This window comes from Nocardia sp. (genome assembly GCF_025465275.1).
Taxonomy (GTDB): Bacteria; Actinomycetota; Actinomycetes; order Mycobacteriales; family Mycobacteriaceae; genus Nocardia.
In genome coordinates, this window is the sequence record NZ_JAODNK010000110.1 from 1 (window position 1) to 12,036 (window position 12,036).

Consider the following 12,036-nt stretch of genomic DNA (forward strand, 5'->3'; position numbering starts at 1 on the left):
CGGTCTGCGGGCGGGCACCGGGTCACGGCAATCCGGCACGGTCAGATCTTGCGAATGACCGTGACGACCTTGCCGAGGATCTGGGCGTCATTGCCCGGAATCGGCTCGAACAGGGGGTTGTGCGGCATCAGCAGCACCTGGGAACCGGTGCGCTTGAACGTCTTCACCGTGGCCTCGCCATCGATCATGGCGGCGACGATATCGCCGTTGTCGGCCACATTCTGCTGCCGGACGACCACCCAGTCGCCGTCGCAGATGGCGGCCTCGATCATGGACTGACCGACGACCTTCAGCAGGAACAGTGAACCCTCGCCGACCAGTTCGCGCGGCAGCGGGAAGATGTCCTCCACCGCCTGCTCGGCCAGTATCGGGCCACCTGCCGCGATTCGGCCCAGCACCGGAACATAGGTGGGCACCGGGTGCTGGCTCGAGTTTTCGGACTCCGCGCTGACCGCACGTAGTTGCGGCGCACCGGCACTCGCTCGCATCGTCGTCTCATCCAGCCCGCGCACATCGACCGCGCGCGGCCGATTCGGATCGCGGCGCAGATAGCCCTTACGTTCCAGGGCGCGTAGCTGATGCGCCACCGAAGAGGTGGAGGTGAGGCCGACGGCGTCACCGATCTCCCGGATGCTGGGGGGATAGCCGCGGTCGCTCACCGAGGTCCGGATGACCTCCAGCACTTTGCGCTGGCGGACGGTGAGATCCGTCCCGGTGCTGGATGTTGCGGTGCCTTCTCCGATCTGATCGGTCGGACCGTTGTCACCCTCCACAGCGCCGTGTTCGCTCACCGCCGCAGTCCTCCGTTCACCGCTGTGTGTCACTGGAATTCGTCTCCGTGGCGACTCGCGCCGCACGTCTGGAGATCTCGTGCCTCGACTGTAGACCGAGAGTCCCGACTGATCAAACATCTGTTCGACGCATGTCGCGCAAATACCTGACATTGTCGGTCGCCCGTGGTAGAAATTCGAACATCAGTTCTTCGAACACATGAGCGAGTCAATCGTCCAGAGTCATCCGGCAAGTCCAATCGGGAGGTTTCTTCGATGCGTACTCTGACCAGCGAATTCGACACCCTCGGAAGCGATTTCGGCTTCGACAGCATCCCCTGGGAGCTGCGCGCCGATCGTGCCCCGGCGGGTGCCATCGAGGGGGCGTCGCGGCTGCTGGCCGACCGGCGTCCGTGCCGGGCGCGGCTACAGCCCGTTTCCCGCGATCGTGCGCGCGTCGGCCGCCCGCATGTCGTGGCGCGCCGGGCCGTGGGTCGCGCACGCGGCGCGCATCCGCTCAATCGCGTGCAGCGCGCCCAGATCGGTTTCGCCGCACTCGCGCTTACCGCACTGATGACAGCGCTGGCGGTCGCCGGGCTCGTCGCGCTCGCCCAGCTGCGCGCCGGTGAGTTCGGTTCGCAGACCGCGTCGGTCGTCGACGTGGTGCCCGCGCCCGCGCACTGATCCGGTGCGCCACTGCGGCATTGGTATCGGCGTGCACCACAGGGGATGGTCGTGCAGTCGCCACGCGGTAGCCGGTGTGTTCACCACGCGATAGCGGAGTAATAGGTAGGGATGGTCGGCCAGCGGGTGTGGCCGAAAATGCAGATTGAAAACTGAAACGCGTTGCTACGGTGCCCGAGATGTGACAGAGGCTACAGTCGCGCCGGCCCCGAGTGGACCGGTGCGTATCGCACAAGGGGACACACATGGCGCAGGGCACCGGCCGCACGCGGGCAGGCGGGCACAGACCAGGCGGGGTGGCGGGTCTGATCCGGACGGCCGTGGTGCTGAGCTGCCTGGCGTTCGGGCTCGTCTCGGTACCGGCGGCGCAGGCCGAATCCGCTTACGCCGCATACCTGGATCTCCCGTTGGTCAATGGTGACGGCTCCGGCGGCGGCGGATTGAATCCCGCGCTTCCGCTCGATCCGGCCGAGCTGCGCACCGCGCTCGACCAGGCCCGGGCGGCGGGTATCGCGCCGGCGCGCTATGCGACTCTGCTGCACCAGTATTGGCTCACGGTCGCCACCCAGAATGCCGATATCGACTTGGCCGCTTGGGATCCCGCGCGCGGGGTCCCGGCGAACTCGCGCACCTTCATCCAGGTGTTCGTGACCTATCTGCGGCTCAACAATCAGCACCCGGATTACTACTGGGTCGGGCTGGCCGGGCTGGCGGGCGGCTCCTTCGCCTCCGGCTTCTTCGATATGGGCGACGTCGCGAACATCGTGACCGTCCCCGGTATCCACCAGTTGGGTGATGCGGTGGCCGATCTGCTGCGCGGCACGCCCGCCGATCTGCTGAATCTGCTGCCCGAGGACATCCGGCTGCTCGGCACCGAGGGTGAACGGCTCACCACCGACGACCTGATTTGGTACCAAACCCGGCTCCTGATCATGCAGAAGCACATCTTCATCGACCAGGTGCCCATGCATGAGGCGTATGCCGCCGACGGGCTGGCCGGGGTCGAGGAGATGTACCGGGCCGGCGTGCTCGATGAGAACGCCGTCACCGCCTGGCGGGAGATCAGCGGCGGCACCCCGGCCGGACTGGCCGATGCCGCCCTGCGCATGACCGATCGCGAGCAGAACCAGATCATCGCCGATCAGTGGGATGTCACCTCGTCCGGGCGCGGGGCCATGGGCCGGGTCATGACCTACGTCAGCACCGTCGCCGGCAAGGCCGCCGTGCCGGGCGTGCGCGCACCGGGCGTGTTCGCGCCCACCACCATCAGTGCGGGGTCCGCGGCATTGCGCACGCCACTGCCGAACTTCAATTGGGCGGACCGCGACACGCGGTGGAACTACATCACCAATGATCTGCTGCCCCGCTACCTGGAGCTCTCGGCGAATCAGGCTGTCGCGAGACCCGTTCTGGCGGAACCCTTCTCGGATAAACTGGCCAGCGGGCGCCTGCTGCGCCGGCTGCCGGATCTGCTGGGCGACCTGTCCGCGGAATGGCAACTGACCGCCTGATCCGGGCCGCTCACCCGGGCGGACGCACGCCGACCACGTCCGTCCGGGTATCCTCGAGGTTGCTGTGGAGCCCAGGCCCCGACGAAGGATCCCGGATGCATTGCCCGTACTGTCGCCACCCTGATTCGCGGGTCGTCGACTCGCGTGAGGCCGAAGAAGGCAGCGCCATCAGAAGGCGACGTGCCTGCCCGGAGTGTGGGCGTCGGTTCAGCACCGTCGAAACCGCGATCCTATCCGTGGTCAAACGCTCCGGCGTGAGCGAGCCGTTCAGCCGCGAAAAGGTGATCCGCGGCGTCCGCCGCGCCTGCCAGGGCCGCGAGGTCGACGACGACGCCCTCAACCTCCTCGCCCAGCAGGTCGAGGACGCGGTCCGCGCCAAGGGCGCCCCCGAGGTCCCCAGCCACGAAGTGGGCTTGGCCATCCTCGGCCCCCTGCGCGACCTCGACGAGGTCGCCTACCTCCGCTTCGCCTCCGTCTATCGATCCTTCAGCTCCGCCGAAGATTTCGAGCAGGAGATCGCCTCCCTCCGCAAACACCGCGCCGAACACGCCGTAGGCGCAACCGCCGCCGACTAATCGCGGGCACGGAATAGCCGCTCGAGAACTTCCAATCCGGGAAACTCTCGTCCGGCGACCTCTTGTCATCCCGGCATGCTTTTGGACGGGATCCACACCGCCCGGAAGGATTCCGGCCAAAAGCGCGCCGGAATGACGAGAGGCCACGCCGGAATGAGGCGGAGCGCTTGCGGATTGGTGCTCGGCGACCGCCCGCGCTGACCGCTGATCAGCGCATGGGTGGTGGTGTCAGCGCTTGGCGGGCGGGCGTTTGGCTGCGTCGATGGCCTTTTCGATGCGCTTGGTGGAGACGGCGTAGGGGGTGCCGAGTTGCTGGGCGAAGAGGCTGACGCGGAGTTCCTCGATCATCCACCAGATTTCGGTGATGTCGCGGCCAGTGCGGCGGCCCTCGGGCAGCAACTCGAGGAGGCGGTCGTAGGCGGCGTGCACACGGTCGAGTTCGGCCATGCCCGCGCGGTCGCGATTGGCGGATGCGGGCAAGGCTTCCAGGCGCAGTTTCGCGGCTTCGAGATAGCGCGGCAATTCGCGCAATCGCACACTGCCCCACTCGGAGACGAAGCCGCGAAATACGAGATCGTCGAGCTGGTGCGTGACGTCCTGTGCGGCTTCACGATCACGGGAATCGGTGAGGGCGGCACGTACCCGGTGCGCTTCGGCGAGCACGGGCACCACCAGTCGCACGATCTGGACGACGGCGGAGGTGAAGTTGGGCCGCACCTTCTCCACGAGCGCCTTGAACTGCTCCGGACTGCGCACCGGCCCACCCGAACTCGCAATGAGCTGATCGGCGGCGCAGGCCCGGCAATCTTCGATCAGCGCGTCGAGCGAGCCGTAGGGATTCTGGCTCAGCGCAAGTCGATCGGCAGGCGGCAGCCCGGCGGTGACCGCCCGCGCCGAACTCGGCAGCGCATTGAGCAGCAGCGTGCGGGTACCGGTGCGCATGGCCGCGGCCTGCTGGGCCGGTGAGCTCAGCACTCGGACCGCCACACCGTCGCCCTCGGGAACCAGTGCGGGATAACCGGTAATGGTCTGCCCGCCGACCTGCCTGCGTACCGTCGGCTCCAGCGTGCCGAGCGATTCCGAGGTCCACACCGCGGCCGGTGCGCGTTCGGCGGCGGCGGTGGCGCGTGCCACCGTCTTCGACACCTGGGTCGCGAGACGGGTTTTCAGCTCGGCGAGGTTCTTACTGCGGTCGATCAGCGTCCCGGCGGCATCCGTCGCGGCGAAGGTCATGCGCAGGTGATCGGGCAGTGCTACCGGGTCGATATCGGCGGGTGCGATGGTCACCGAACCCATGCGCGATAGCTCCCGCACCAGTGCGGTGCGCAGCGGTTCGGCGCGCGGAGTCAGTTGTGCCAGCGCGGCTTTCGCGAAATCGGGCGCCGGAACAACGGCGCGGCGCAGCTGCTTAGGCAGCGTCTTGATGAGCGCGGTGGCCAGCTCCTCGCGCATACCGGGCACCAGCCAGTCGAAGCCGACGGCCCGCACATGCGCCAGCTGTGCGATCGGAATGTGCACGGTGACACCGTCATCGGCATTGCCGGGCTCGAATTGATAGGTGAGCGGGAAGATCAGCTCACCCTGCCGCCAGCTGTCCGGGAACGCGGTCGGATCCAGCAGTGCCGCATCCTCGTTCACGACGGTGGAGGCCGTGAAGTTCAGCAGCGCCGGATCCTGCCGCTGCGCCTTGCGCCACCAGCTGTCGAAATGCCGCACCGACACCACGTCGGCGGGAATACGGCCGTCGTAGAAGTCGAACAGCACCTGATCGTCGACGAGGATGTCGCGCCGGCGCACCCGATGCTCCAGATCGGCCACATCGTCGAGCAGTTCGCGATTGCGCTCGAAGAACTCGTGCCGGGTCTGCCATTCGCCCTGCACGAGCGCATGCCGGATGAACAGCTCACGCGACAGCTCGGGATCGATGCGCCCGAAGTCCACGCGTCGCTGGGTGACCAGCGGAATCCCGTACAGCGTGACCCGCTCGTACGCCAGGGCCGCACCGCGCTTGGACGACCAATGCGGTTCGGAGTAGGTGCGTTTCACCAGATCCCCGGCGAGCCGCTCGGCCCACTCCGGTTCGATGCGCGCGGCCGTCCGGCCCCACAGTCGCGAGGTCTCCACCAGCTCGGCGGCCATCACCCAGCGCGGCGCCTTCTTGGCCAGCGACGACCCCGGGAAGATCATGAACTTGGCATTGCGCGCGCCCAGGAATTCGCGGCTCTCGGCCTCCCGCACACCGATATGCGACAGCATCCCCGCCAGCAACGCCTGATGAATCGACAGCGAATCCCACGGCAACGCCTCATCGGCCGTAGCCGCCAGCGCAGCAAGCCGTGCGGCGGAATCGGCCGCGCCGGACTCACTCCCGCTGCCCAGCCCCCGCCCGCCTCGTGCGGCCTTGCCCGCTGCGGAGGTGCTGCCGATTGCGGAGGTGCTGCGCGCAGCCGAGTCTCTGCCGGACGTCGCGTTGCCGCCGAACGCGGCAGTGGTGCCGGACGCCGCAGTGCTGCCCGACGTGGATTTCGAGCCCGTGACGGAAGCCGCAGCGCCCCTACCGGAGTCACCGGAACTCCCCGCGGCATTTCTACCGGCGGCGCTGGCATTTCCGCCGCTGTCCTTGCCTGAGGCGGCGACGTTTCCGCTAATGCTGCTTCCGGAGTCGGCAGCGGTGCGACCGGTGGCGACTCGGCTCGAGGTCTCTGTTCCGGCGCTCGGGCCGGATGACGTTGAGCTGTCGGCTCTTTCGCCGCCGCGTCGGTTTCTACCGCGTCCGCGCGAATTGCTGCGGCCGTCGTTGTCGGAGCGACCGGCGTCGGAATCGGTTTCGGCGGTGTCGTTTTCGGACGATCCGGAGTCGGTCGACCAGCCGAGACTGCGGGTGATCGTGCGGAGCTGGCCGTGCAGGTCCTGCCATTCCCGGATGCGCAGGTAGTGCAGGAACTCGTCGCGGCACATGCGCCGGAACTGGTTGGAGGACAGCGCTTGCCGCTGCTCGCCCAGATAGTCCCAGAGTTTGAGGTAGGCGAGGAAGTCGGAGCCGTCGAGGTGGAAGCGGGCATGTTTGGTATCGGCGGCCTGCTGGAATTCCACCGGCCGCTCGCGCACATCCTGAATCGACAGTGCCGCAACAATGATCAGCACCTCGGCCAGGCAGCCGGTGCGGTTCGCCTCCACCAGCATGCGCGCCATGCGCGGATCCACCGGCAGCTGCGACATTTCCCGGCCGATGGCCGTGAGAGTCAGTCCGGCATCGGGGATTTCGGAGCGGTCGGCCTCATCGCCGCGCCGCGCCAGCGCGCCGAGCTCCTCCAGCAGTGAGATGCCGTCGCGAATGGCGCGATTGTCCGGGGCCTCCACAAACGGGAAGCTCTCGATATCGCCCAGCCCCAGCGCGGTCATCTGCAGAATGACGGCGGCGAGATTGGTGCGCAGAATCTCGGGTTCGGTGAATTGCGGCCGTGATTCGAAGTCGTCCTCGGAGTACAGCCGGATGGCGATACCGTCGGCCACCCGGCCACAGCGCCCGGAGCGCTGTCGCGCCGACGCCTGCGAGATAGGTTCGATGGGCAGCCGCTGCACCTTGGTGCGCAGGGAGTACCGAGAGATGCGCGCGGTGCCGGGATCCACCACATACCGAATGCCGGGCACCGTCAGCGAGGTCTCGGCGACATTGGTGGCCAGCACCACCCGGCGGCCGGCGTGGTTGCTGAACACCTTGTGCTGCTCGGCCGCCGAGAGCCGCGCGTACAGCGGCAGGATCTCGGTGCGCGGCAGCTTCATATCCCGCAGCGTGTCCGCGGTATCGCGGATTTCGCGCTCGCCGGACAGGAAGACCAGGATGTCGCCGTCGCCCTCGTCGAGCAGTTCGCGCACCGCATCGCCGATGGCGTCGGTGGGATCGCGGTCGACGACCTGGGTGTCCTCGTCATCGGGATCATCGGAGGTGAGCGGAACCTCCAGCGCCAGTGGCTGATACCGGATCTCTACCGGGAACGAGCGCCCCGAGACTTCGACAATCGGCGCCGGAGCGCCCTTTTCGTCGCTGAAGTGCCGGGCGAACAGCTCCGGGTCGATGGTGGCCGAGGTAATGATGAGCTTCAGATCCGGCCGCTTGGGCAGCAACTGCTTGAGATAGCCCATCAGAAAGTCGATATTGAGGCTGCGCTCGTGCGCCTCGTCGATGATGATCGTGTCGTAGCGGCGCAGTAGCCGGTCCCGCTGGATCTCGGCGAGCAGAATGCCGTCGGTCATGAGCTTGACCAGGGTCCGATCCGAGGCCTGATCGGTGAATCGGACGGTATAGCCGACCACATCGCCCAGTTCGCCGCCGAGCTCCTCGGCAATGCGCTCGGCCACGGTGCGCGCGGCAATTCGGCGCGGTTGGGTGTGGCCGATGGTGCCGCGAATCCCGCGCCCCAGCTCCAGGCAGATCTTTGGTAGCTGGGTGGTCTTACCGGAGCCGGTCTCACCGGCCACGATCACGACCTGGTTCTCGGCGATGGCCTTCGAGATGTCCTCGCGGCGCGCGGAGACCGGTAGTTGCTCCGGATATCTGATGGTGGGCACGGCGGCGCGACGGGTCTCGACTCGCCGCTGGGCGGCGTCGATTTCGGCTTCGAGTGCGCTGAGGTCGCCGCCGCGGACCTGGTCGAGACGCCGACGTAAACGATATTCGTCGCGGATCGAGAGGTCGGCCAGGCGGGAACGAAGCTCGCGAACGGTGGCGGCGGTCCTGGTCATTGCACCGTCAAGCGTAGCGAAGTCATCACCCGGCCGGTCGAGGCGGTGGTGCAAGTCGCCCGCGGGCAGGTTGCCCGAAGTGTGCTGTATCGGCGTATCGTCCGCGTTTCGGCCCGCACCCGTGCGAATATCAGGCCTTAACGCTTCCCCGACCTGAAGGCCGGGGATTTCACGCTCAGACCGCACCCGAACCAACCACCCGAGGGAGGTGATCCGATTTGACTGACGTCCTCGACACGTGTGTGGCCGCGCTCTGCCACAGCCAGAATCACTCTGGCAGCGTTCCAATCCCGGTCGGCGGTAAACCCGCACCGATAGCATCGGAAGGTTCGTTCTCCGAGTTCGAGTTGCTGCTTGGCTCTCGCGAAACACCTCGAACACGTCATACTCGTATAGGCGGGCCGCACCAACACCACCCTCCGGCCGGCCCGCTCGCCACGCAAGATCAACTCCCGCTTATTCGCACCGATCGCCGCATCCGCGGCCTTACGTGCCATCGAGGACTTCGCCAGAAACCTGGGCTTGAAATCCTCCACCGCGATCAACTCATGGCTCTCGACAACACCTATCGCCCACACCCGCGCATCGTGCTCGGTTTGCCGGGCTGCCTTCTTGTGCAGCTTCGCCGCCTGACGCGCGGCCCGCTGATACCCGCCAGATTGTGGGCCGCGCGTGCCGCGCCGCCTCCGGGCCATCGTCCGTTGGGTCCGGGCAAGTTCGGCCGCGCAGCGTTTGCGATGCCCGAGATACGGCAGATCGAACACGGGATCGGTCGTGGTGGCAGTGGTACTTACTCCCCAGTCGATACCGATACCACCCTCAGCCACCGGGGCGGGCTCGACGGCGCGGCGGACCACGAACGAGACATACCAGTTCCCGAGCGAATCCTGGGTCACCCGCACACTTGTCGGTTCGGACGGCAATTCCCGCGACCACACCACGGGGATACTGACACCCTTCGCCAGCACCAGACGACCCTCTTTGATGCTGAATCCGCGGCGTGTGTACTCCAACGACACCGGGGTTCTCTTGCGTGGCTTGAACTTCGGACGCCCCCGACCCTGCACCGTGAACGATTGAGCGTGCGCCTGAGCATAGGTTCGCAGCGTCTGCTGTTGGACGACCTGAGAACCCTCCCGCAACCACACATTGCGGGAACGGGCCTCGGTCAGCAGTTTGCTGAGCGTGCCAAAGGTCGGTGTGTTCCCAGACTTGCGCTGGTGCACGGCCTCGTTCCACAGGAACCGGCAGCGATGCCACTCGGCCAGCAGAACAGATTCCGCGACGCGGCCCGGCCGCAAGCGAAAGCTGTACCGCACCACCTCATCCACACCTGAAACCCTAACCGAGACCACTGACACATAAGAAAGAGAGGAAGGCGCTCCCCCCTCGTGAACGAGGAGGTATCCGCGCCAAAAATCTGATGACCACTGTTGCCGGAACGCCCGCGTTGATTCGAGCGCTGCGCATCGCCTTCGGTGTGTTCGGCATTGTTGCGCTGATGTGGATACCGACAAAGAACTTCGGCGTGGAGGGCTACTCCGAAGCGAATTTCTTCAGCTACTTCACCATCCAGTCCAACATCATCGGCGTGGTGGTGCTGCTGGTCGGCGGGCTGCGCGATCCGATCACCCGGCGCTGGCAGCAGTTCCGCGGCGCGGGCACGCTCTACCTGGTGATCACGGGCATCATCTACGCGGTACTGCTGTCGAATATCGATGTCCAGATGGACGGCCAGTGGACCAATACCGCACTGCACCGGGTCATGCCCATCGTCATGCTGGCGGATTGGCTGCTCGTCCCCGCCGCGATCAAGCTGAGCGTGCGCCTGCTCGGCGCCTGGCTGATCTACCCGGTGCTCTACGGGGTGTACTCGCTGGTGCGCGGTCCGATCGTGGACTGGTATCCCTACCCGTTCATCGATCCGCGCGCGCAGGGGTATCTCGAGATGTCCGGCAAGCTGGCGCTGATGGTGGTGTTCTTCGCGATACTGGCCGCCGCCGTGGTCGCGGTGAACGGTTTCCTCGCGCGCTTCTGGCGTGAAAGCCGTACGCACGTGGCCTGATCGGGCTCAGAGCGTCCGAGTCATGAACACGCTGTGCGGATCGTCGATGTACTCGGCGAACGGTCCGCACAGTGCGAACCCGTGCCGCTCGTACAGCCGGACCGCGGGGCGATAGAACTCCGAGGACCCGGTCTCCAGGCTCAGCCGCGTATATCCGCGCTGACGTGCCACTTCGAGAATGTGCTCGAGCAGCAGTGTCGCCACGCCTCGGCCGCGCCATACCTCGACCATGCGCATGGACTTGATCTCGCCGTGTGTCGGATCGAGCTCCTTCACCGCGCCGCAGCCGGCGATGTCCTCGCCCTCCCATACCGACCAGAGGGTCATCTCGGGCTTGCGCAGCGCGTCCACGTCCAGCGCGTGCATGCTGTCCTCAGGAGAGTTGTCCAGCATTTCGGCCACATGGGTCTGCAGCAGTTCGATCACCTCGGCACCGGACAGATCGTCCACCACAATGCGCATACCCTCAGGCTATCGATGCCGGTCGGTCGGTTGTCCAGGTGGTAGGTGTGTCCCTGTCCCCGGCCGGTCGGAGCCGGAAGATCGATGGTGAGCGCTGGAAAATCAATGGCATTCGCGCCGTGCCGAACCTAGCCTGGGACGAGCTTGTTTCAATGGGAAAGGACGCCTTGGAAGCGACAGTGACGGTGACCCCGGATCAGTTGCCGGAGTTGCTACTGCACGTCGCGGTGGTTCGCCCGGTGTTCCTCTGGGGTGCGCCCGGTATCGGAAAGAGCTCGCTGGTGCGGGCATTCGCGGACTCCCTCGGACTGGAGTGCGTGACCCTGCTCGGCACGCAGCTCGCGCCGGAAGACCTCATCGGTGTTCCGCAGATCGTGAACGATCGCAGCCGATTCGCACCGCCGGAGATGATCGCGCGGGCGGAACCGTACTGCCTGTTCCTGGATGAGCTCAACGCAGCGCCCTCCGAGGTGCAGAAGTCCTTCTACTCGCTGATCCTCGATCGCCGCGTGGGCAATTACGAACTGCCCGCCGGATCGGTGGTGATCGGGGCCGGTAATCGGGCCACCGACAATGCCCTCGCCCGGCCGATGGCCTCCGCATTGGTGAACCGCATGGTGCACGTGCACCTGCGCGCCGATGTGGACGATTGGCTGAAGTGGGCCGCGCACAATGACATTCACCCGTGGGTCGTCGAGTACCTCATGCAGCGCCCCGATCATCTGTGGGCCGCCCCGCCGAAGTCGGAGCAGGCGTTCTCGACTCCGCGTGGCTGGCACATGCTCTCGGATGCGTTGCACTCCTACGGAACCGGGATCGACGACACCTCGCTCTGGGTGCTGGCCTCCGGAACGCTCACCGCCGCACATGCTTCCGCCTTCCGCGCGTTTGTGAAGACGGTGCGCCATGCCTTCGATCTGGAGGCGGTCATCAAGGGTGAGGCGGCGTGGCCGCGCGATCCGGCCGACCGTGACCTGCTGTACTTCCTGTCCGAAACCTTCCGTGCCCGGCTGGTCAAGGAGCTGCCCGCCTCCCGCGAGCACGCCTCGCCGGGGCTGAAACGCTTTGTGCTGCGGGCGAAGACGATGCTCACCGAACTGGCGGAGATCTCGGTGGAGTGCGCGCAACTGGTCATCGCCGCCGATGAGAATGGGCTGCCGGTGCTGCCGTCCTGGTTCCTGGTGGAGGTCACCCGGGATCTGCCGCGGCTGGCGGCGCGGAGGTAA

At 66.4% G+C, this 12,036-nt stretch carries 8 protein-coding genes and 2 pseudogenes; 5 read left to right on the forward strand and 5 right to left on the reverse strand.

Translation table 11 applies throughout. The features are described 5' to 3' along the window. Positions 1 to 41 precede the first annotated feature (41 nt). A complete protein-coding gene (gene lexA, locus JWN03_RS25060) occupies positions 42 to 743 on the reverse strand; it encodes a transcriptional repressor LexA (RefSeq protein ID WP_297619883.1) in 702 nt (233 codons plus the stop codon). A gap of 303 nt (positions 744 to 1,046) precedes the next feature. On the opposite strand from lexA, the gene JWN03_RS25065 reads away from it, so the two are divergent. The 3 genes from JWN03_RS25065 (at position 1,047) to nrdR (ending at position 3,540) form a co-directional block, all read left to right on the forward strand. Then, the gene (locus tag JWN03_RS25065; protein ID WP_297619787.1) at positions 1,047 to 1,454 is read left to right on the forward strand and encodes a hypothetical protein; all 408 of its coding nucleotides are present in this window, start codon (positions 1,047 to 1,049) and stop codon (positions 1,452 to 1,454) included. A gap of 245 nt (positions 1,455 to 1,699) precedes the next feature. Then, positions 1,700 to 2,965 carry a hypothetical protein gene (locus JWN03_RS25070; protein WP_297619792.1) on the forward strand — a complete coding sequence of 422 codons (1,266 nt, stop codon included), beginning with the start codon at positions 1,700 to 1,702 and terminating at the stop codon, positions 2,963 to 2,965. A gap of 95 nt (positions 2,966 to 3,060) precedes the next feature. Further along, positions 3,061 to 3,540 (forward strand): transcriptional regulator NrdR, encoded by a 480-nt coding sequence (gene nrdR / locus JWN03_RS25075; RefSeq protein WP_297619795.1) that lies wholly within the window; start codon positions 3,061 to 3,063, stop codon positions 3,538 to 3,540. Between the two features lie 228 nt (positions 3,541 to 3,768). Here the strand turns inward: nrdR and hrpA (JWN03_RS45845) are convergent. From hrpA (JWN03_RS45845) to JWN03_RS25085, 3 genes and pseudogenes are all read right to left on the reverse strand, one after another. Then, positions 3,769 to 5,838 (reverse strand): annotated as a pseudogene (hrpA, locus tag JWN03_RS45845) (ATP-dependent RNA helicase HrpA); the annotation flags it as partial. Positions 5,839 to 6,384: 546 nt separating this feature from the next. Next, positions 6,385 to 8,283 (reverse strand): annotated as a pseudogene (gene hrpA, locus JWN03_RS45850) (ATP-dependent RNA helicase HrpA); the annotation flags it as partial. Between the two features lie 137 nt (positions 8,284 to 8,420). Continuing rightward, on the reverse strand, positions 8,421 to 9,614 hold the full coding sequence (locus JWN03_RS25085; RefSeq protein WP_297619799.1) for an RNA-guided endonuclease InsQ/TnpB family protein: 1,194 nt from the start codon (positions 9,612 to 9,614) through the stop codon (positions 8,421 to 8,423). Positions 9,615 to 9,706: 92 nt separating this feature from the next. On the opposite strand from JWN03_RS25085, the gene JWN03_RS25090 reads away from it, so the two are divergent. After that, the gene (locus tag JWN03_RS25090; RefSeq protein ID WP_297619802.1) at positions 9,707 to 10,348 is read left to right on the forward strand and encodes a Pr6Pr family membrane protein; all 642 of its coding nucleotides are present in this window, start codon (positions 9,707 to 9,709) and stop codon (positions 10,346 to 10,348) included. 6 nt (positions 10,349 to 10,354) lie between these two features. Here JWN03_RS25090 and JWN03_RS25095 read toward each other — a convergent pair whose 3' ends face one another. Further along, entirely contained in the window at positions 10,355 to 10,810 is a 456-nt protein-coding gene (locus tag JWN03_RS25095; RefSeq protein ID WP_297619805.1) for a GNAT family N-acetyltransferase, read from the reverse strand. A gap of 152 nt (positions 10,811 to 10,962) precedes the next feature. On the opposite strand from JWN03_RS25095, the gene JWN03_RS25100 reads away from it, so the two are divergent. Then, a complete protein-coding gene (locus tag JWN03_RS25100; RefSeq protein WP_297619809.1) occupies positions 10,963 to 12,036 on the forward strand; it encodes an AAA family ATPase in 1,074 nt (357 codons plus the stop codon).

What these genes read in the sequence shown, in the direction of transcription:
- JWN03_RS25065 (WP_297619787.1), top strand. Translation starts at nt 1,047, where the DNA reads ATGCGTACTCTGACCAGCGAATTCGACACCCTCGGAAGCGATTTCGGC.
- JWN03_RS25070 (WP_297619792.1), top strand. Translation starts at nt 1,700, where the DNA reads ATGGCGCAGGGCACCGGCCGCACGCGGGCAGGCGGGCACAGACCAGGC.
- nrdR (WP_297619795.1), top strand. Translation starts at nt 3,061, where the DNA reads ATGCATTGCCCGTACTGTCGCCACCCTGATTCGCGGGTCGTCGACTCG.
- JWN03_RS25090 (WP_297619802.1), top strand. Translation starts at nt 9,707, where the DNA reads ATGACCACTGTTGCCGGAACGCCCGCGTTGATTCGAGCGCTGCGCATC.
- JWN03_RS25095 (WP_297619805.1), bottom strand. Translation starts at nt 10,810, where the DNA reads ATGCGCATTGTGGTGGACGATCTGTCCGGTGCCGAGGTGATCGAACTG.
- JWN03_RS25100 (WP_297619809.1), top strand. Translation starts at nt 10,963, where the DNA reads ATGGGAAAGGACGCCTTGGAAGCGACAGTGACGGTGACCCCGGATCAG.